We start from the raw sequence: 20,725 nt of genomic DNA, 5'->3' as shown, positions 1-20,725 counted from the left end.
GCAGCAGCGTATAATTAAGGGGCGGCATTTATGTCGCCCTGTTTTTTTGTTTCGAGAAAAGGTGAATCATGAGCCACAGCGACACTATCGTTGCCCAGGCGACGCCTCCTGGCCGCGGCGGCGTCGGCATTCTGCGTATCTCCGGCGCCAAAGCCGCTGAGGTGGCGCAAGCCGTGCTCGGCAAGCTGCCAAAACCGCGCTATGCCGACTATCTGCCCTTTACTGATGCCGATGGCAGCGTGCTCGATCAGGGCATTGCGCTATGGTTTCCTGGCCCGAACTCCTTTACCGGTGAAGATGTGCTGGAGCTGCAAGGCCACGGCGGCCCGGTGATTCTTGACCTGCTGCTGAAACGCATCGTGGCGCTGCCCGGCTTGCGTATTGCCCAACCAGGCGAATTCTCGGAACGCGCCTTCCTCAACGACAAGCTCGATTTAGCGCAAGCCGAAGCGATTGCCGATCTGATCGATGCCAGCTCAGAGCAAGCCGCCCGCTCGGCGGTGAACTCGTTGCAGGGCGCTTTTTCCCTGCGGATTAACGCGCTTGTGGAAGCACTTACTCACCTGCGCATCTATGTGGAAGCAGCTATCGACTTCCCGGATGAAGAGATCGATTTCCTTTCCGACGGCAAAATTGAAGCCCAGCTCAATGTGGTGATCGGCGACCTTGATGGCGTGCGTGCCGAAGCGCGTCAGGGCAGCCTGCTGCGCGAAGGGATGAAAGTGGTGATTGCCGGTCGTCCCAATGCCGGTAAATCGAGCCTGCTGAATGCCTTAGCCGGACGCGAAGCGGCTATCGTCACCGATATCGCTGGCACCACGCGCGACGTCCTGCGCGAGCATATCCATATTGACGGCATGCCGCTGCACATCATCGATACCGCCGGTTTGCGTGAAGCCAGTGACGAAGTTGAGCGCATTGGTATTGAACGCGCATGGCAGGAGATCGAACAGGCCGACCGCGTGCTGTTTATGGTCGATGGCACCACCACTGACGCGACCGAAGCCGCCGCGATCTGGCCGGATTTTGTTGCGCGTCTGCCGGAAGCGCTGCAGATTACCGTGGTGCGCAACAAAGCGGATATGACCGGCGAAGTACTGGGCCTCACTGAAGTGAACGGTCACTCACTGATTCGTCTCTCGGCGCGCACCGGTGAAGGTGTGGAAGCGCTACGCGATCACCTGAAACAGAGCATGGGATTTGCCGGCAACATGGAAGGCGGATTCCTCGCCCGCCGTCGCCATCTGCAAGCGCTGGAGTTAGCCGCAACGCATTTACAGCAAGGCAAGCATCAACTGTTAGGCGCGTGGGCCGGCGAATTACTGGCGGAAGAGTTACGCTTAGCACAGCAGGCGCTGAGCGAAATCACCGGCGAATTCACCTCCGACGATCTGCTGGGCAGAATCTTCTCCAGTTTCTGTATTGGTAAGTAATAGTCTGTTACGTGGTCGCCATGAATGGCGACCCTACGACGTTCTAATGTAGGGTGCGCAATCCCGTTAATCATGCGTCTTTGTTATTTGGCTCTCCAACGCCTTTGCAGTATAACGATCACTGCCCGGCGAACAGGTCCTGCTGGGTACATTCATTATTCATGCTATATATTGGGCGCAAGTTGCTGCCTGAACAGGAGAGAAACATGAGTACAACGCTCGACAGCGTGGCGCTGAACGCGCTGTTCAATGAAGCCCGCACCCACAGCTATTGGCAGGACAAACCGGTTTCGCAGGACGTGCTGAAACAGCTCTATAACCTGACCGCGCTAGGCCCAACCTCCGCTAACTGCTCGCCTGGCCGTTTTGTATTTGTGACCTCGCAGGAAGGCAAAGAGAAGCTGAAACCCGCGCTCTCATCGGGCAACGTCGATAAAACCATGGCCGCACCGGTAACGGTGATCGTGGCGTGGGATCCTGAATTCTACGAAGCGCTGCCAAAGCTGTTCCCGCACGGTGATGCGCGCAGCTGGTTTACCAGCAGCCCGGATCTGGCGAAAGAAACCGCGTTCCGTAACAGCAGCTTGCAAGCAGGTTATTTGATTCTGGCCGCACGTTCGCTGGGCCTGGATGCGGGCCCGATGTCCGGTTTCGATCCGTCAAAAGTGAACGATGCGTTCTTCAGCGAGAGCAAATGGCAGGTGAACTTACTGATCAATCTCGGCTATGGCGAAGCCAGCAAACTGCACGCGCGTCTGCCGCGTCTGGGCTTTGATGAAGCCAGCACCTTTGCCTGATTGAGAAAAGGCGTCGGGCTGAGTCCACGACGCCGGTTTTAAGCGGTTATCCCAGTGAATGGAAGCCGCTGTTGAAGTAGATCATCGGCTCTGCCGCTTCACCAGGCAGAGCGATCCCCACGATACGCGCCAGCAGCACGCTGTGCGTGTTCCACTCGACCACCTTCTCCAGCTGACAATCAAAGCTCACCAGCGCATCAGCTAAAATCGGCGCGCCGGTATTTAATGTCTGCCACGTACCACTTTGAAAGCGCTCGTCGCGGCGTGAGGATTGGCTGAACTGGGCACATAAATCGTCATGCTGTTCACGCAGCACGTTAACGGCAAAATGGCCGGCGGCGATAAAGGCATCATGACTGGACGCGCTGCGATTAACGCACACCAGCAGACTTGGTGGCTCAGCCGCCAGCGAACTGACCGACGTCGCAATCAGCCCCAGCTTTTCGCCCTGAAATTCGGTGGTAACCAGAGAAACACCCGCGGTTAAGCGACGCATGCCGTGACGAAACTCATCAAGCGAGATCGATTCCTGGCGAGAAATAGCGGTAACTGACATAGAAAACTCCGACGTGCATGCTTCTAAGATGCGCACGATTGGCAGATGAATGAATTGGTTAGCGCACTTCACTGTGCCTTTTTACTGTCCAAATCCTACACCACATCAGGCCGTTCGGCATCCGTTGAGACACGAATCTGCAAAAGCGTTCTATGCAAAGTTGCCAAATGGGATTGCCGCCTGGCTTCGTCCTTATCTGAAATATCGCCTATTCCATCTTAAGCCGGATGCAAACACATGAGAAAATTCTTACAATAGCACTGATGATTATTCGACCATTTTCACGGAGCGACAGATGGCTAGTCATTTTGTACGTTGGATAGGTAATCCGCCCTTTTCTTCCGGGAATATGCGGGTGCCACAGGAAGTGATAAACAGCGCTCAGCGCTTCGCTGACAAGCGTCGCGGACGCTTTCTTGCCGCGCGCGAACTGCTGGCGCAACTGATGTTACGCGTTTACGGCATTCGCGAACTCCCCGCGCTGACGACCTCCAGCAGCGGACGCCCCTGCTTTGCCGATGCCAACCTGCCCGACTTCAGCATTTCCTACGCCGGAAACACCATCGGTGTGCTGCTGGCCGAAGAAGGCGGTCGCGCCGGATTGGATATGGAAATTGTGCGCGCGCACAGCCGTCAAACGCAGGACATGCTGACGCAGGATCTCTCCTCCGGCGAAAAAGCCTGGATCAACGCGCAGCAGGATTTCATGGAAGCGCTGACGCAAATCTGGACGCTGCGCCAAAGCATTCTCAAGCTCACCGGTGAAACCGATAGCGGTATTGATTCACTGCGTTTGCATCCTGCGGCCGGTCGGCTGCGTTCCACCGTGTTCCCTGATATTCAGGCGGTGTGTGATGCTGAGCCCACGCTGGTGTGGTCGTGCGCGCTCTCGCCCGGCACCGAACGCTTACATTTGTGGGAGATTGATGGCGCGCAGCAGTGGCAAGCGCTGCGCGATGTCGAGATGAGCAAACCCAATATCGGGCCGCGTACCTTGCGCCTGACCAGTTTGGTCACGCCGCATGAGATGGGACATCCGTAATAAAAATGGCCGCATCAGCGGCCTCTTCTATTTAGTGCGCGTCAATAAAGACGATTTTCAGCACGAACAGCAGCGCAACTACCACCACGCACGGGCTGATTTCACGCCAGCGCCCGGTTCCCAACTTCATCACGCAGTAAGAGATAAAGCCCAGCGCGATACCTTCGGTGATCGAGAAGCTGAAAGGCATCATCGCCGCAGTAACGAACGCTGGCACCGCTTCGGTGAGATCGTCCCACTGCACGCGTGACAGCGACGCCGTCATCAATACGCCAACGTAAATCAGTGCACCCGCCGCCGCATAAGAAGGCACCATCGCCGCCAGCGGTGACAGGAACATCACCAGCAGGAACAGAATCCCTGTAATCACCGCCATCAGGCCGGTGCGACCGCCGATCGCCACGCCGGACGAGCTTTCAATGTAGGCGGTCACCGATGAGGTACCAATCAACGAACCAGTCACCGAACTGATGCTATCAACGTACAGCGCCTGCTTCATGCGCGGGAACGTGCCTTTCTCGTCGGTCAGCCCGGCTTTATCGGTTACGCCAATCAGCGTGCCGGATGAGTCGAACAGATTGACCAGCATAAATGAGAAGATCACACCAGCCATGCCGATGTTGAACGCGCCTTTGATGTCGACCTGGCCGACAACGGAAGTGATCGCAGGCGGCGCCGCGAACACGCCGCTGAATTTCACATCGCCAATCATCAGGCCCAGCGCGGTCGTCACCACAATCGATACCAGCACCGCCGCATGGATATTGCGTGAAGCCAGAATCGCGATGATGAAGAAACCGAGCGCCCCAAGCAGCACGCTGTGCGAGGTCAGATTGCCAACGGCAACGATGGTATCGGCGTTTGGCACGATGATACCGGCGTTTTTCAGCCCCATCATGGCGATGAACAGGCCGATACCAGCGGTGATACCCACGCGCAGGCTGAGCGGAATGTTGGCAATCATCCAGTAACGCACGCGCAGCAGCGTGAGGATCAGCAGACCCAACGCGCCCCAGAAAATCGCGCCCATGCCAATCTGCCAGGAATAACCCATGGCGCCGACCACCACAAAGGCGAAGAAGGCGTTCAGGCCCATCGCCGGCGCCAGCGCCACCGGCAGATTCGCCACCAGCCCCATCAGAATGCTGCCGAACGCGGCAATCAAGCAGGTAGTAACAAACACTGCCTGCGTATCCATGCCCGCCACACCGAGAATTTGTGGGTTAACGAAAACGATGTACACCATCGTCAGGAAAGTCGTGCAACCGGCAATCACTTCGGTGCGCACCGTGGTTCCGTGTTCCTGCAGTTTGAAGATACGCTGCAAAAGGCCCTGATTAGTCATTCCACTGTTCCGCTAAAAAATTTATCGCCGCGTATCCTATAGAGTTTAGCGCGGCAAAACACTGATTTTTCGCAACCGGTTGCTCAGGGTCGCTTTCTGCGCTCAGTGCGCTAGAGTGTCAGCTTATTGTTTAACAAAAGGATGATGTGCGATGTCGGTTGAATGTATTTTTTTTGATTGCGACGGCACGCTGGTCGACAGCGAAGTGATCTGTACGCAAGCTTACGTCAACACCTTTGCCCGCTACGGTATTGAACGCTCTCTGCAGCAGATGTTTGAGCAGTATAAAGGGGTGAAGCTCTACGACATCATCCGCGATGTGGCGGCAGAACATCAGGTTGAGTTGCCGCTCGAAGAGGTGGAAGCCGCCTATCGTGCCGAAGTGGCTAGATTGTTTGATCTCGATTTAAAGCCGATTGCCGGTGCCAAAGCGCTGGTGGAAAGTGTCAACGTGCCGATGTGCGTGGTTTCAAACGGCACGGTGAAGAAGATGCAGCATTCGCTGGGATTGACCGGCATGCTGCCGTATCTCGATGGCAAGCTTTACAGCGGTTATGACATTAACCACTGGAAGCCGGATCCAGAGCTGATGTATCACGCCGCCGAACAGATGCAGGTGCCGATTGAGAAGTGCATTCTGGTGGATGATTCCGAGGCTGGCGCGCGCGCGGGGATCGCGGCCGGGATTCCGGTGTTTTACTACTGCGCCGATGCGCACAATCCTGAATTAGATCATCCGCTGGTGACGCGCTTTGATGATATGGCGCAGTTGCCAGATCTGTGGCGTGCGCGTGGGTGGGATTTGGTAAAATAAGGTGCGGTATTCAGCCAGGTCGGCATAAATGCCGACCCTACGTTCATTCAGGTGTAGGGTCGCCATTAATGGCGACCACAAACTCAACCAATCGCCCCTAACGAATCCTCGTTGCTCTGCTTCTTCGGCAGCAGGAACAACGTGGCGGCGATATCCAGCAGATAAATTAGCGCCAGCAGCGTAATCGCGGCGGTAAAAGAGATATTGGTCGCCAGCAGGCCAATCACCAATGGACCAAATCCGCCCACGCCACGACCTAAATTAAACAACACGTTTTGCGCCGTCGCGCGTGCCTGCGGTGGGAAGGTGTCGGAAATCAGCGCGCCGTAGCCGCCAATCATGCCGTTAACAAACATCCCCATCAGCGCGCCGGTAAACAGCATCACCGTTGGATCGCGCAGCTGCGCATACACCACCACCATCACCACCGCGCCGAACTGATACAGCAGGAAGATTTTCCAGCGCGCGAAGCGATCGGCCAGCACACCAAACAGCCAGATGCCGAACGTCATGCCCACCACCGTCACTGCGGTCCACAAACCAGATTTGGTCAGGCTGAAGCCGAAGTTGGATGACAGATAGCTCGGCATCCAGATCATCAATCCGTAGTAACCAAAGTTCTGCACCGAGCAGAGAATGAAAATCCCCAGGCTGGCTTTGCTGGTGGCACGATCGGCAAACAGTAATTTAATGCGTGCGGCAAAAGAGAGCTGCGGCGTTTTCTCAATGTGACGCGTAAAGCTCTCCGGCTCGCCCATGCTGCGGCGGATGACAAAAGAGACCAGCGCTGGCAGCAAACCGACGAGGAACATGCCGCGCCAGCCAATCACGCTCAGCAGCGGCGGCGTGATAAAGGCCGCCAGCAATACACCGAGCTGCCAGCCAATGCCGACCCACGCCGAGGCGCGGTTGCGCTTCTCTTTCGGCCAGGCTTCGGCAATCAGCGCCATGCCGATACCGAATTCGCCACCCAATCCCACACCCGCCAGCGTGCGGTACGCCAGCAGATCCCAATAGCCTTGCGCCACGGCGCACAAGCCGGTGAACACCGAGAACACTAAAATGGTGACGGTGAGAATGCGGATGCGGCCATAGCGATCGCTCAGATGACCAAACACAATGCCGCCGATCACCGCGCCGATCAGCGTCCAGGTCACCAGCGAACCGGCCTGAGAGGGATCGAGCGCCAGCGAGACGCTGATCGCCGGCAACATAAAGCCAAGAATCAGCAGATCAAATCCATCCATCGCGTAGCCGCTGATCGCAGCCACCATGGCTTTCGCCGGTGTAATGGCTTGTTTTTTAGGAGTTGGGGAGGACATGTAACAGCACCTGGCAGAAAAAAGTGCGCCAAGTATAAAGAGAGGGAATCGCCGAGAACAGACAGAATTTAAGCAGGCAGCCCGTTAGCCACAGTGGCAACAGGCCGCCGACGCATCAATCAAGAGGGTTTATTGCTACCGTCGTCGCCCGACAGCAGTTCATCCAGCTTGTCGCCGCCCACATGACGGAAATCCTGACCTTTGACGAAATAGAAAATAATTTCACAGATGTTCTGGCAGCGATCGCCGATGCGCTCGATGGCGCGTGCGCAGAACAGCGCGGTCAGCACGCTTGGGATGGTGCGCGGATCTTCCATCATATAGGTCATCAACTGACGCACGATACCTTCGTACTCTTTATCTACCTTCTTATCTTCGCGGTAGATTTTTATGGCTTCGTTGAGATCCATGCGCGCAAACGCATCCAGCACGTCATGCAGCATCTGCACGGTGTGATGACCGAGCGCTTCAAGGCTCACCAGCAGCGGCAAATGCTGCTGGCTGAACTTCTCCAGCGCGGTGCGGCTGATTTTTTCCGCCACGTCGCCAATGCGTTCCAGCTCAGAAATGGTCTTGATGATTGCCATTACCAGACGTAAATCGCTGGCGGTGGGCTGGCGTTTGGCGATGATGCGCACGCAGGCTTCATCAATCTCCACTTCCATCATGTTGACCTTCTGGTCGCCGTCGATCACGTGACGCGCCAGCTCGCCATCCTGATTGTGCATCGCGGTGATGGCGTCCATCAACTGCTTCTCAACCATGCCGCCCATGATCATCACTTGCGTGCGAATGTGCTCCAGCTCCGCGTTGAACTGACCGGAGATGTGTTTGTTCAGATTTAAATTATCCATGTGCGTCTCCTGAATCAGCCGTAACGACCGGTGATGTAATCTTCGGTCTGCTTCTGTGCGGGCTTAGTGAACAAGGTATCGGTATCGCTGAACTCAATCAGCTCGCCCAGATACATGAAAGCGGTGTGGTCAGAACAACGCGCGGCCTGCTGCATGTTGTGGGTCACGATCACCACAGTGTAATCCTGCTTCAGTTCGGTGATCAGCTCTTCGATACGACCGGTTGAGATCGGATCCAGCGCTGAGCAAGGCTCATCCAGCAACAGCACTTCCGGGCGAATGGCGATGCCGCGCGCGATGCACAGACGCTGCTGCTGACCGCCGGAGAGACTGTAACCGCTCTGATGCAGCTTGTCTTTGGTTTCATTCCACAGTGCGGCTTTGGTCAGCGCCCACTGCACGCGCTCATCCATATCGGCACGCGACAGCTTTTCAAACAGACGCACGCCGAAGGCGATGTTGTCATAAATCGACATCGGGAACGGCGTTGGCTTCTGGAACACCATGCCAACGCGCGCGCGCAGCAGGGCGATATCCTGATTGGAAGCCAAAATGTTATCGCCATCCAGCAGGATGTCACCTTCTGCACGCTGCTCCGGATAGAGCGAGTACATTTTGTTGAAGGTGCGCAGCAAAGTGGATTTACCGCAGCCTGATGGGCCGATAAACGCGGTCACCTGGTTTTTGGTGATATCCAGGTTGATGTTTTTCAGCGCGTGAAACTTACCGTAATAGAAGTTCAGATTACGGACCTGAATTTTACCGGCTGATGAAGTCACGTTACTCATTCTCGTCTCTCATAAGCAGCGCCGCCGAAGCCGCGCCGGGAAATTAGTGTTTGCCCTTGGCGAAAACCACACGCGCCACAATGTTCAGCAGCAGCACGCACACGGTAATAATCAGCACACCTGCCCACGCCAGGCTTTGCCACTCGGCAAACGGGCTCATGGCGAATTTAAAGATGGTGACCGGCAGGTTCGCGATCGGCTGCATCATGTCGGTGCTCCAGAACTGGTTCGACAGCGCAGTGAACAGCAGCGGTGCGGTTTCACCGGCGATACGCGCTACGGCCAACAGCACACCGGTGATGATGCCGGAAACCGAGGCTTTCAGCGTAATCGCCGAAATCATTTTCCACTTCGGCGTACCCAGCGCATAAGCCGCTTCACGCATGCTGTCTGGTACCAGACGCAGCATGTTTTCGGAGGTACGAATTACAATCGGGATTTGCAGCAGCGCCAGCGCCACTACGCCGGCCCAACCGGAGAAGTGCTGCATCTGCGCCACCACGATGGTGTAGACGAACAGACCCACCACAATCGACGGTGCTGACAGCAGAATGTCGTTGATGAAGCGAATCACTTCCGCCAGCCAGTGTTTACGGCCATATTCCGCCAGATAAATCCCGGCCATGATGCCAAGCGGCGTTCCGACGATCGTCGACCAGAAAATCAGTAAACCACTGCCGACTAAGGCGTTCGCCAAACCACCGCCCGCGGTATTCGGCGGCGGCGTCGATTCGGTAAACAGCGACCAGCTTAAACCATCAACACCGCGCGTAATGGTGGTGAACAGAATCCACACCAGCCAGAACAGACCGAATGCCATGGTCATCAGCGACAGCGTTAGAGCAATTTTGTTTTTGGTACTGCGCCACGCCTGCATTTTGCGGCGCGAGGCTTCCAGCTCAGCGCGAGCCTGAACTTCAATAGCGGTCATGAACGGGCTCCTTCACTCTTCGCCAGACGCAGGATCATCAGTTTGGAGATCGCCAGCACGATAAAGGTAATCACGAACAGGATCAGACCCAGTTCCATCAGTGCTGCCACGTGGACACCCGATTCCGCTTCGGCGAATTCGTTGGCGAGCGCGGAAGTGATGCTGTTGCCCGGCATAAACAGCGAGGCGCTGTCGAGCTGGTAGGTGTTACCGATGATAAAGGTCACCGCCATGGTTTCACCCAACGCGCGGCCCAGGCCGAGCATCACGCCGCCAATCACACCATTTTTGGTGAACGGCAGCACGATGCGCCAGATCACTTCCCACGTGGTGCAGCCGATGCCGTAAGCCGACTCTTTCATCATCACCGGCGTTTGTTCAAACACGTCGCGCATCACCGAGGCGATGTACGGAATGATCATGATGGCGAGAATCACGCCCGCCGCCAGAATACCGATACCGAATGCCGGGCCAGAGAACAGCGTGCCGACAATCGGGATATTCGACATCACGTTGCCAACCGGCGTCTGGAAATATTCGGCGAACAGCGGAGCGAAAACAAACAGGCCCCACATGCCGTAAACGATGCTGGGGATCGCCGCCAGCAACTCAATGGCGGTGCCCAGCGGGCGACGCAGCCAGCCTGGCGCCAGTTCCGTCAGGAACAGCGCGATGCCAAAGCTCACCGGCACGGCAATGATCAAGGCAATAATCGAGGTGACGAGGGTGCCGTAAATCGGTACCAGCGCACCAAATTGTTCGTTTGGCGCATCCCAGGTTTTATTCCACAGGAAAGAGAAACCAAATTTTTGGATGCTTGGCCAGGAGGAGAAAATCAGGGAGACGATAATGCCGCCCATCAACAACAACACGATAAGCGCGGATAGCTTCACCAGCGCGCCGAAAATCATGTCGCCTTGTTTACCGGGGGCTTTGAACGTCGGCTTAGTGGCAGCCATAGAATTCTCTGTTCTCAGGGGGATGTCAGGGCGTCACGCAGGCCGCCCATTGGGGTTGGCCAACCGTCTCGGCTGGCCAGGTAAATCTGTTACTGGTACAGCGCTTTACCGGAGCTATCTTTGATGTTCGCTTTCCACGCTGCACGAATCTGGTTAGCAACGCTTTCTGGCAGCGCGGCGTAATCTAGGTCGGTTGCGGTTTTGCTGCCACCTTTGTAAGCCCAGTCGAAGAACTTCAGCACTTCGCTACCTTTCTCCGCATTCGCCTGATCTTTGTAAATCAGGATGAAAGTGGTTGAGGTGATCGGCCATGCTGCGTTGCCTTTCTGGAAGGTCAGATCCTGAGCAAAAGTTTTGCTCCAGTCTGCGCCTTTCGCGGCGTTCGCAAAGCTCTCTTCGCTTGGTGCGACCGCTTTACCGTCGGCATCAACCAGTTTGGTGTAGGTCAGATTGTTCTGCTTGGCGTAAGCGTATTCCACATAGCCAATTGAACCCGGCAGACGCTGTACGAATGCAGCCACGCCGTCGTTACCTTTACCGCCCAGACCGGTCGGCCAGTTAACGGTATTACCTTTACCGATTTTGCTGTTCCACTCTTCGTTCACTTTCGCCAGGTAGCTGGTGAAGACGAATGAAGTACCGGAACCGTCAGCGCGGCGAACCACGTTGATGTTGGAATCTGGCAGTTTCACGCCTGGGTTCAGTTTAGTGATCGCCGGGTCGTTCCACTTTTTGATGGTACCGAGGTAGATGTCGCCCACGGTTTTACCGTCGAGAGTCAGTTCACCTGATTTCACACCTGGGATGTTAACCGCCAGCACCACGCCACCGATCACGGTAGGGAACTGGAACAGGCCGTTTTTCTGCAGATCTTCTTCTTTCATTGGCGCATCAGACGCACCGAAATCGACGGTTTTAGCGATGATTTGCTTCACGCCGCCTGAAGAACCAATACCCTGATAGTTGATTTTGCTACCGGTGGCTTGCTGGTACTCGGCTGCCCACTTGGCATAAACCGGCGCCGGGAATGTCCCGCCTGCGCCCGTCAGATCGGTTGCTGCAAAAGCAGAGACCGCGCTTACTGCGAAGGTGGCGGCGAGGATTCGGGCTACGGTGCTACGCATCAGTGTCATGTTCCCTCCAGGGGATTTAAAAAAATCAGGCTCAATGCCATTTTAGTAGGAGTCGTGATTGCTGCTGGAGGGAAAATAGGACAGTTTGATGACAGTGAAATGTACGAAATATGACAGTTATATGACAGCGTGCAGAAATGAAGCGGGCCCGTTGTGGGCCCACTCTTATAGCAGTTTATTCAACGGTAACCGATTTCGCCAGGTTACGTGGTTGATCAACGTCGGTGCCTTTAATCAGCGCCACGTGATACGAGAGCAGCTGTAACGGCACGGTGTAGAAGATCGGTGCAATCACCTCTTCTACATGCGGCAGAGAGATGATTTTCATGCCATCGCTGTCGCTGAAACCGGCATCCTGATCGGCAAACACGTACAGCAAACCGCCGCGCGCGCGTACCTCTTCAATGTTGGATTTCAGCTTCTCCAGCAGTTCGTTGTTAGGCGCGACCACGATCACCGGCATATCCGCATCAATTAGCGCTAGCGGGCCGTGCTTCAGCTCGCCCGCCGCATAGGCTTCGGCGTGTATATAGGAGATCTCTTTCAGCTTCAGCGCGCCTTCCATAGCGATTGGGTACTGATCGCCACGGCCAAGGAACAGCGCGTGATGTTTGTCGGAGAAACCTTCTGCCAGATTTTCGATCACTTTGTCCTGCGCCAGCATCTGCTCGATGCGGCTCGGCAAAGCCTGCAGCGCGTGCACAATCTCGTGCTCGGTTTCGGCTTTCATGCCATGCAGACGACCGAGTTTCGCCACCAGCATCAGCAATACCGCCAGCTGTGTGGTGAAGGCTTTGGTCGAGGCAACGCCAATTTCGGTACCGGCTTTGGTCATCAGCGCCAAATCGGATTCACGCACCAGTGATGAACCGGCCACGTTACAGATCGCCAGCGAACCGAGATAACCCAGCTCTTTTGACAGGCGCAACGCCGCCAGCGTATCGGCGGTTTCACCCGATTGTGACAGCGTGATCAGCAGGCTATTTTTACGCACCGCAGATTTGCGGTAACGGAATTCCGAAGCGATTTCCACATCACAAGGCAGATTAGCCAGCGACTCAAACCAGTAGCGCGAAACCATGCCGGAGTTGTATGAAGTACCGCAGGCGATGATCTGGATATGCTCGACCTGGCTCAGCAACTTCTCAGCATCCGGGCCTAGCTCGCTGAGATCGACTTCGCCGTGATTAAAACGACCGGTGATGGTGTTTTTGATCGCGTTCGGCTGCTCGTAAATCTCTTTCTGCATGTAGTGACGATAGATGCCTTTGTCACCGGCATCGTATTGCGCGGTCGATTCGATTTCGGCGCGCTTAGCCGTTTTACCGTCACGATCGATAATGGTGACTTCGCGGCGGGTGATCTCCGCAATATCGCCCTCTTCCAGATAGATGAAGCGACGCGTCACCGGCAGCAGTGCCAGCTGATCGGAAGCAATAAAGTTTTCACCCACGCCACGGCCAATCACCAGCGGGCTACCGGAACGCGCCGCCACCAGCAGCGAAGGATCGCGGCTGTCCATGATCACCATGCCATATGCACCGCGCAGCTGCGGAATGACGCGCAGCACCACTTCACGCAGCGTGCCGCCCTGCTTCTGCTCCCAATGCACCAGATGCGCCACCACTTCGGTGTCGGTTTCTGAGGCAAAGTGATAGCCGCGCTCAAGCAACTGCGCGCGCAGCGGCTCATGGTTCTCAATGATGCCGTTGTGCACGATGATGATGTGCTCGGAAACGTGCGGATGCGCATTGGCCTCCGACGGCTCACCGTGGGTCGCCCAGCGCGTGTGTGCAATACCGGTGCCGCCAATCAGCGGTTGCTGCTCTGCGGCTTCCGCCAGGTTCTGCACTTTACCCAGACGACGCAGGCGCGTCATATGGCCCTGACGATCGACAACGGCTAATCCCGCTGAGTCATAACCGCGATACTCAAGACGACGCAAACCTTCCAGCAGAATTTCTGCAATGTCACGCTGCGCTACTGCACCAACAATTCCACACATAGTAATTTCCTGACTTCATGGCTTTCGGCCATTGCGTTGTCATACGACCTGATTTCCCCGAGCCTTGTAGAGAGTGGGGATATTTTACCCGTCATACTTCAAGTTGTAGGTGCGTTGGCTGCGAGCGCTCACCTCAGTCACTTACTTAAGTAAGCTCCTGAGGATTCACACTCTTGCCGCCTTCCTAAAACTCGAATTATTAAGGGTAATTGGCACTGCAAACAGGCCGATCGTTGTCGGCCTTTAAAATTTATTTTTTCTTAACAGGGCGCTGCCAGCCCGATTTTTGATTCTGCTCTTTACGGTTGTAGACCAGATCCGCAGCCAACACATCTTTCATAATCGTGGTGCCTGCGGCGATGGTCGCTCCGCTCGCCACGCTGACCGGCGCCACCAGCTGGGTATCCGAACCGATAAACACGTTGTCGCCAATGATGGTTTTGGATTTGTTGGCGCCATCGTAGTTACAGGTAATGGTGCCCGCGCCGATATTCACACCCGCGCCAATTTCCGCATCGCCAAGATAAGAGAGATGACCGGCTTTGGAGCCTTTGCCGAGAGTGGCTTTCTTCATCTCTACGAAGTTGCCCACGTGCGCTTCTTCCGCCAGCTCGCTGCCCGGACGCAGACGCGCAAAAGGCCCAACCGTACAGGCGGCGGCTAAGGTGGCATCTTCGATCACTGAATAGGGGCTGATTTCACAGTCGTCAGCAATCACGCTATTTTTGATGATGCAGCCGGCACCGATTTTTACGCGGTCGCCGAGCGTGACCTTGCCTTCGATGATCACGTTGGTATCGATCTCAACATCGCGGCCGTGTTGCAGCGAACCGCGTAGATCGAAACGCGCCGGATCGCGCAGCATTACACCCGCCAGTAGCAGCTTCTCTGCCTGCTCGCTTTGATAGACGCGCTCAAGCGTTGCCAGCTGCAGGCGGTTGTTGACGCCGTCGGTTTCGCTGATGCGCGCCGGATGCACCGCATTGATCACGCGGCCTTCGTGGTGTGCCATGGCGATGATATCGGTGATATAGAATTCGCCCTGCGCATTGTTGTTGTTCAGCTGCGCCAGCCAGCGCTTGAGGTCGCCGCCGTTGGCAATCAGGATGCCGGTGTTAATTTCCTGAATTTTCAGCTGTTCTGGCGAGGCATCTTTCTGCTCGATAATGCCGGTCACTGTGCCGTTTTCACGCACGATACGACCGTAACCGGTTGGGTTATCCAAAACCACGGTGAGTAAACCGATGCCGCCAGCGGGTTTCGCGTCGCGCAGACGTTGCAAGCTGGCCTGCGAAATCAGCGGCACATCGCCGTACAGCATCAGAATATCTTCGTCATCGGCAAAGAAGGGCGCGGCCTGCTGCATCGCGTGGCCGGTACCGAGTTGTTCGGCCTGCAGCACCCAGTTGAGTGCGTTATGCGCTAACGTCGATTGCAGCAAATCTCCGCCGTGGCCATAAACCAAGTGGATCTGCTGGGCGCCCAAACCGGTTGCGGCATCAATCACGTGTTGAACCATCGGTTTACCTGCAAGGGTGTGCAGAACTTTGGGCAGGTCGGAATACATTCGGGTGCCTTTGCCAGCGGCCAAGATCACCACACTCATCGCGTTCGTAGACATAACTATCCTGATTCTCTTCAACTGTCGAAAGTGTAAGGTTTAGCCCTGAGATTACTACATTTTTCTCGGGTCGAAATTAGCGGGGTTGGGGAAAGCGGATCGAGGTCGGCTGGTGGTCGCCATGAAGGGCGACGCTACGAGATGATGTTTTTTGGGCAAAAAAAATGCCAACCCAAAGGGCTGGCATTTCGTGACGCATAAAGCCTGATTACATCGCTTTTTTGGTCAGCTCGATGACACGCAGTTTCGCGATGGCTTTCGCCAGTTCCGCAGAAGCCTGAGCATAGTCCACGTCGCCGTGGCTGCTGTTCATGTGCTCTTCTGCTTTACGTTTCGCTTCCAGCGCGCGCGCTTCGTCAAGGTCTTCACCGCGAATCGCGGTGTCGGCCAGAACGGTGGTGCTGCCAGGCTGAACTTCCAGCACGCCGCCAGAGAGGTAAATAAACTCCTCTTCGCCGTGCTGTTTCACGATGTGAATCATACCAGGCTTGATGGCTGTCAGCAGCGGGGCGTGGCCAGGACGAATCCCCAACTCACCTTCGCTACCTGACACCTGGATACGCTCGACCAGACCGGAGAACATTTGTTGCTCCGCGCTGACCACGTCCAGATGATAAGTCATAGCCATACCATTCCTCCTGGGAAACCTAAATTACAGTTTCTTCGCTTTTTCTACGGCTTCTTCGATAGCGCCGACCATGTAGAACGCCTGCTCTGGCAGGTGGTCGAATTCGCCTTCCATGATGCCTTTGAAGCCACGGATGGTGTCTTTCAGGGTCACGTACTTACCTGGAGAACCGGTGAAGACTTCAGCAACGAAGAACGGCTGAGACAGGAAGCGCTGAATCTTACGCGCACGTGCCACCAACAGTTTGTCTTCTTCAGACAGCTCGTCCATACCAAGGATGGCGATGATGTCTTTCAGTTCCTGGTAACGCTGCAGCAGAGACTGCACGCCACGCGCAACGTCATAGTGCTCCTGACCCACGATCAGTGGATCCAGCTGACGGCTGGTTGAATCCAGCGGGTCAACGGCTGGGTAGATACCCAGAGAGGCGATCTGACGGCTCAGCGTAACGGTTGAGTCTAAGTGAGCAAAGGTGGTTGCTGGTGACGGGTCAGTCAAGTCATCCGCAGGAACGTAAACGGCCTGTACAGAGGTGATTGAACCAGTCTTAGTGGAGGTAATACGCTCCTGCAACACACCCATCTCTTCTGCCAGCGTTGGCTGATAACCTACCGCAGATGGCATACGACCCAGCAGTGCTGATACTTCAGTACCGGCCAGGGTGTAACGATAGATGTTGTCGATGAACAGCAGAACGTCACGGCCTTCATCACGGAATTTTTCCGCCATGGTCAAACCGGTCAGAGCTACGCGCAGACGGTTACCCGGCGGCTCGTTCATCTGGCCATACACCAGCGCTACTTTATCGATAACGTTGGAGTCAGTCATTTCGTGGTAGAAGTCGTTACCCTCACGAGTACGCTCACCCACGCCAGCAAATACCGAATAACCTGAGTGCTCAGCCGCGATGTTACGGATCAGCTCCATCATGTTTACGGTTTTACCTACACCCGCACCACCGAACAAACCGACTTTACCGCCCTTAGCGAACGGACACATCAGGTCGATAACCTTGATGCCGGTTTCCAGCAGTTCCTGCGAGTTAGACTGATCTTCATACGAAGGTGCTGCGCGGTGAATAGAGGAAACCTCTAATGCGCTGCCGTCGTCATTCTGCAGGTCGCCTTTCATGTCGATTGGCTCACCCAATACGTTCATGATACGGCCGAGGGTTGCTTTACCAACCGGAACCTGGATAGGTTTTTTCAGGTCAGTAACTTCCAGACCGCGCTTCAGGCCGTCAGAAGTACCCATGGCGATGGTACGAACCACGCCACCACCCAGCTGCTGCTGAACTTCCAGCACCAGACGAGCATCACCATTTTTCACCTCGAGAGCGCTGTATACCTGCGGTACCGCGTCCTGAGGGAATTCGACGTCAACTACGGCGCCGATAATCTGGACAATCTTTCCAGCTGCCATCTTGAATCCTCTACCTAATACGAAAATACCCAGCCGCGCTCGCGCGACAGGATATATGCCTGGTTAAACCGCGGAGGCTCCCGAGACGATCTCGGTAAGTTCCTGGGTGATGCTGGCCTGACGAGCTTTGTTGTAAACCAACTGCAGCTCTTTGATCAGGTTTCCGCCGTTATCAGTTGCAGCTTTCATCGCAACCATACGTGCGGCCTGCTCACTGGCCAGGTTTTCCACCACACCCTGATAAACCTGCGATTCGACGTAACGACGCAGCAGGGTATCCAGCAGCGCTTTCGGATCGGGTTCGTACAGGTAATCCCAGGTCTTCGCCTTCATCTCTTCTTCACCTTCCGCTGGCGGTAACGGCAGCAGTTGGGTAATGGTCGGAGTCTGAGACATGGTGTTATTAAACTTGTTGGCAACGATATACAGCTTGTCGATGCGACCTTCATCGTAGGCCTGCAACATCACTTTTACCGGGCCGATCAAATCAGACAGTGCAGGCTTATCGCCCATACCGGTGACCTGTGCCACGATGTTGCCACCTACAGAGCCGAAGAATGAATTGCCTTTCGAACCGATAACGGCCAGATCGCTCTGTACGCCTTTATCTGCCCAGCCTTTCATATCTGCCAGCAATTTTTTGAACAGGTTAATGTTCAAACCACCACAAAGCCCGCGGTCAGTCGAAACGACCAGGTAGCCGACGCGCTTAACGTCACGCTCATCCAGGTAAGGGTGCTTGTATTCCAGATTACCCAGAGCAAGGTGACCAATCACTTTGCGCATGGTATCTGCATACGGACGGCTGGCCGCCATGCGTTCCTGCGTTTTACGCATTTTGGAGGCGGCGACCATTTCCATCGCTTTGGTGATCTTCTGCGTATTTTTTACGCTTCCGATCTTACTACGTATTTCTTTTGCGCCGGCCATTAGCTTCTCCTCAAAGCCTTGCGGCCTGCCTTTTCAGACAAGCCGCCAGACATTACCAGGACTGGGTTGCTTTAAACGTTTCGAGGAGGCCTTTCAGCTTCTCTTCGATTTCGTTATTGAAGTTACCCGCTTGGTTGATTTCAGCCATCAGCTCAGCGTGATCGCGATCCGCGAACGCCAGCAGAGCGGCTTCGAAGCTGCCGACTTTCGCCAGTTCAACATCGTTCAGATAGCCGCGCTCAGCAGCAAACAGCACCAGACCCTGTTGCGCGACTGACATCGGCGCATACTGTTTCTGTTTCAGCAGCTCGGTCACTTTCTGACCGTGGCTCAGCTGTTTACGCGTTGCATCGTCCAGATCGGAAGCGAACTGAGAGAACGCAGCCAGTTCACGATACTGTGCCAGCGCGGTACGAATACCACCGGACAGTTTCTTGATGATCTTGGTCTGTGCAGCACCACCAACACGGGATACCGAGATACCCGGGTTAACGGCTGGACGAATACCGGAGTTGAACAGGTTAGATTCCAGGAAGATCTGACCATCAGTAATCGAGATTACGTTGGTCGGAACGAACGCAGAAACGTCACCCGCCTGAGTTTCGATGATTGGCAGTGCGGTCAGAGAACCGGTTTGGCCTTTCACTTCACCATTGGTGAAGCGCTCAACGTAGTCAGCGCTAACGCGTGATGCACGCTCCAGCAGACGAGAGTGGAGATAGAACACGTCGCCAGGGAATGCTTCACGACCTGGTGGACGGCGCAGCAGCAGAGAAATCTGACGGTAAGCAACAGCCTGCTTAGACAGGTCATCGTACACGATCAGTGCATCTTCACCGCGGTCACGGAAGTACTCACCCATCGCACAACCGGCGTACGGTGACAGGTACTGCAGTGCTGCAGATTCAGAAGCAGAAGCGACAACCACGATGGTGTTAGCCAGTGCGCCGTGCTCTTCCAGTTTGCGAACTACGTTAGAAATGGTTGACGCTTTCTGGCCAATCGCAACGTAGACACACTTGATGCCTGAATCGCGCTGGTTGATGATGGCGTCGATTGCCATTGCAGTTTTACCAGTCTGGCGGTCACCGATGATCAGCTCACGCTGGCCACGGCCGATTGGAATCATCGCATCGACAGATTTGTAACCGGTCTGAACAGGCTGGTCTACTGACTGACGGTCGATAACGCCCGGTGCAATCACTTCAACAGGCGAGAAGCCGTCGTTTTCGATTGCGCCTTTACCGTCGATCGGTGCACCCAGGGTGTTCACCACACGGCCCAGCAGGCCACGGCCAACTGGAACTTCTAAAATACGACCCGTACATTTTACTTTCATGCCTTCCGCGAGGTCAGCATACGGGCCCATCACTACTGCACCAACCGAGTCACGCTCGAGGTTCAGTGCGATCGCGTAACGGTTGCCCGGCAGGGCAATCATCTCACCCTGCATGACATCGGCCAGGCCGTGTACGCGGATGATACCGTCACTTACAGAAACAATAGTACCTTCGTTGTGAGCTTCACTCACGACATTGAACTGAGCAATGCGCTGCTTGATCAGTTCGCTGATTTCGGTGGAATTCAGTTGCATATGCTCCAGTCCCCTTAAGACTGCAAGACGTCTGCCAGACGATCAAGACGGCCGCGTACGCTGCCATCAATGACCAGGTCACCCGCACGGATAACCACACCTGCCATTACAGACTTATCAATTTTGCAATTCAGCTTAACTTTACGTGACAGACGTTTTTCCATCGCGGCGCTGATTTTAGTCAGCTGACTGTCACTCAGCGTGCTGGCAGAAATCACATCAACTTCGGCTGTCGCTTCATAAGCGTCACGCAGTTGAATGTACTGAGCCAGTACGGCTGGAAGCGCTGTCAAACGTCCGTTTTCGGCCATTACCTTAATCAGGTTCTGGGCGTTTTCATCAAGTTGATCGCCACAAACTGCAATGAAAGAAGCAGATAACGCTTCCGGTGCAAGCGCACCGGAAAGAAGATCTGCGATCTGTTCGTTGCGAGCCACTTCTGCGGCAAACGCCAGCATTGATTGCCAGCGATCGATGCTTTGATGCTCAACAGCAAAGTCAAAAGCTGCTTTGGCGTAGGGGCGAGCTACAGTAATCAGATCAGACATCAG

General features: G+C 55.2%; 19 protein-coding genes. 4 read left to right on the top strand and 15 right to left on the bottom strand.

Annotation, left to right across the window (positions count from 1 at the left end):
- The first annotated feature begins 68 nt into the window (after nucleotides 1-68).
- Together mnmE and FHW71_RS19850 are read left to right on the top strand one after the other, a co-directional pair.
- Complete coding sequence (mnmE, locus tag FHW71_RS19855) at nucleotides 69-1,433, top strand: tRNA uridine-5-carboxymethylaminomethyl(34) synthesis GTPase MnmE (protein ID WP_179452914.1); 1,365 nt, start codon at nucleotides 69-71, stop codon at nucleotides 1,431-1,433.
- Between the two features lie 206 nt (nucleotides 1,434-1,639).
- Nucleotides 1,640-2,230 carry a malonic semialdehyde reductase gene (locus FHW71_RS19850; RefSeq protein WP_154156954.1) on the top strand — a complete coding sequence of 197 codons (591 nt, stop codon included), beginning with the start codon at nucleotides 1,640-1,642 and terminating at the stop codon, nucleotides 2,228-2,230.
- A gap of 46 nt (nucleotides 2,231-2,276) precedes the next feature.
- On the opposite strand, the gene FHW71_RS19845 is transcribed toward FHW71_RS19850, so the two are convergent.
- The gene (locus FHW71_RS19845; protein ID WP_061719984.1) at nucleotides 2,277-2,786 is read right to left on the bottom strand and encodes a flavin reductase family protein; all 510 of its coding nucleotides are present in this window, start codon (nucleotides 2,784-2,786) and stop codon (nucleotides 2,277-2,279) included.
- Nucleotides 2,787-3,081: 295 nt separating this feature from the next.
- Between FHW71_RS19845 and FHW71_RS19840 the strand changes: the two genes are divergently transcribed.
- Nucleotides 3,082-3,828: a 4'-phosphopantetheinyl transferase superfamily protein gene (locus tag FHW71_RS19840; protein WP_008105307.1), complete on the top strand. Its 747-nt coding sequence runs from the start codon at nucleotides 3,082-3,084 to the stop codon at nucleotides 3,826-3,828.
- A gap of 31 nt (nucleotides 3,829-3,859) precedes the next feature.
- On the opposite strand, the gene FHW71_RS19835 is transcribed toward FHW71_RS19840, so the two are convergent.
- Nucleotides 3,860-5,173, bottom strand: coding sequence for an NCS2 family permease (locus FHW71_RS19835; RefSeq protein ID WP_008105308.1), 1,314 nt, complete (start codon nucleotides 5,171-5,173; stop codon nucleotides 3,860-3,862).
- Between the two features lie 151 nt (nucleotides 5,174-5,324).
- Between FHW71_RS19835 and yieH the strand changes: the two genes are divergently transcribed.
- On the top strand, nucleotides 5,325-5,987 hold the full coding sequence (gene yieH, locus FHW71_RS19830) for a 6-phosphogluconate phosphatase (RefSeq protein ID WP_008105309.1): 663 nt from the start codon (nucleotides 5,325-5,327) through the stop codon (nucleotides 5,985-5,987).
- 83 nt (nucleotides 5,988-6,070) lie between these two features.
- Here the strand turns inward: yieH and FHW71_RS19825 are convergent, their stop codons facing one another.
- From FHW71_RS19825 to atpH, 13 genes are all read right to left on the bottom strand, one after another.
- A complete protein-coding gene (locus FHW71_RS19825) occupies nucleotides 6,071-7,309 on the bottom strand; it encodes an MFS transporter (protein ID WP_179452915.1) in 1,239 nt (412 codons plus the stop codon).
- Between the two features lie 119 nt (nucleotides 7,310-7,428).
- Nucleotides 7,429-8,163, bottom strand: a complete 735-nt coding sequence (gene phoU / locus FHW71_RS19820) for a phosphate signaling complex protein PhoU (RefSeq protein ID WP_007893583.1) — start codon at nucleotides 8,161-8,163, stop codon at nucleotides 7,429-7,431.
- Between the two features lie 14 nt (nucleotides 8,164-8,177).
- A complete protein-coding gene (pstB, locus tag FHW71_RS19815; protein ID WP_007893584.1) occupies nucleotides 8,178-8,951 on the bottom strand; it encodes a phosphate ABC transporter ATP-binding protein PstB in 774 nt (257 codons plus the stop codon).
- Nucleotides 8,952-8,994: 43 nt separating this feature from the next.
- Nucleotides 8,995-9,882 (bottom strand): phosphate ABC transporter permease PstA, encoded by an 888-nt coding sequence (pstA, locus tag FHW71_RS19810; protein WP_061719979.1) that lies wholly within the window; start codon nucleotides 9,880-9,882, stop codon nucleotides 8,995-8,997.
- Nucleotides 9,879-10,841 (bottom strand): phosphate ABC transporter permease PstC, encoded by a 963-nt coding sequence (gene pstC / locus FHW71_RS19805; RefSeq protein ID WP_061719978.1) that lies wholly within the window; start codon nucleotides 10,839-10,841, stop codon nucleotides 9,879-9,881. Before pstC ends, pstA begins: the two co-directional genes overlap by 4 nt.
- An 89-nt stretch (nucleotides 10,842-10,930) precedes the next feature.
- Nucleotides 10,931-11,974 (bottom strand): phosphate ABC transporter substrate-binding protein PstS, encoded by a 1,044-nt coding sequence (gene pstS / locus FHW71_RS19800; protein WP_008106709.1) that lies wholly within the window; start codon nucleotides 11,972-11,974, stop codon nucleotides 10,931-10,933.
- Nucleotides 11,975-12,149: 175 nt separating this feature from the next.
- Nucleotides 12,150-13,979: a glutamine--fructose-6-phosphate transaminase (isomerizing) gene (gene glmS, locus FHW71_RS19795; protein ID WP_008106713.1), complete on the bottom strand. Its 1,830-nt coding sequence runs from the start codon at nucleotides 13,977-13,979 to the stop codon at nucleotides 12,150-12,152.
- Between the two features lie 250 nt (nucleotides 13,980-14,229).
- Nucleotides 14,230-15,600, bottom strand: coding sequence for a bifunctional UDP-N-acetylglucosamine diphosphorylase/glucosamine-1-phosphate N-acetyltransferase GlmU (gene glmU, locus FHW71_RS19790; protein WP_008106715.1), 1,371 nt, complete (start codon nucleotides 15,598-15,600; stop codon nucleotides 14,230-14,232).
- A 208-nt stretch (nucleotides 15,601-15,808) separates the two neighbouring features.
- Nucleotides 15,809-16,228: a F0F1 ATP synthase subunit epsilon gene (locus FHW71_RS19785; protein ID WP_008106717.1), complete on the bottom strand. Its 420-nt coding sequence runs from the start codon at nucleotides 16,226-16,228 to the stop codon at nucleotides 15,809-15,811.
- Nucleotides 16,229-16,252: 24 nt separating this feature from the next.
- Complete coding sequence (gene atpD / locus FHW71_RS19780; RefSeq protein WP_007893594.1) at nucleotides 16,253-17,650, bottom strand: F0F1 ATP synthase subunit beta; 1,398 nt, start codon at nucleotides 17,648-17,650, stop codon at nucleotides 16,253-16,255.
- 63 nt (nucleotides 17,651-17,713) lie between these two features.
- A complete protein-coding gene (gene atpG / locus FHW71_RS19775) occupies nucleotides 17,714-18,580 on the bottom strand; it encodes a F0F1 ATP synthase subunit gamma (RefSeq protein WP_007893596.1) in 867 nt (288 codons plus the stop codon).
- A gap of 52 nt (nucleotides 18,581-18,632) precedes the next feature.
- Nucleotides 18,633-20,174 carry a F0F1 ATP synthase subunit alpha gene (atpA, locus tag FHW71_RS19770; protein ID WP_008106721.1) on the bottom strand — a complete coding sequence of 514 codons (1,542 nt, stop codon included), beginning with the start codon at nucleotides 20,172-20,174 and terminating at the stop codon, nucleotides 18,633-18,635.
- Between the two features lie 14 nt (nucleotides 20,175-20,188).
- Complete coding sequence (gene atpH / locus FHW71_RS19765) at nucleotides 20,189-20,722, bottom strand: F0F1 ATP synthase subunit delta (protein ID WP_008106723.1); 534 nt, start codon at nucleotides 20,720-20,722, stop codon at nucleotides 20,189-20,191.
- Nucleotides 20,723-20,725 lie beyond the last annotated feature (3 nt).

Origin of the sequence: Enterobacter sp. Sphag1F (assembly GCF_014193275.1) — a bacterium.
Taxonomy (GTDB): domain Bacteria; phylum Pseudomonadota; class Gammaproteobacteria; order Enterobacterales; family Enterobacteriaceae; genus Pantoea; species Pantoea symbiotica.
Note: the sequence above shows the minus strand (reverse complement) of the source record. Positions and strands in the feature narration are given on the sequence as shown.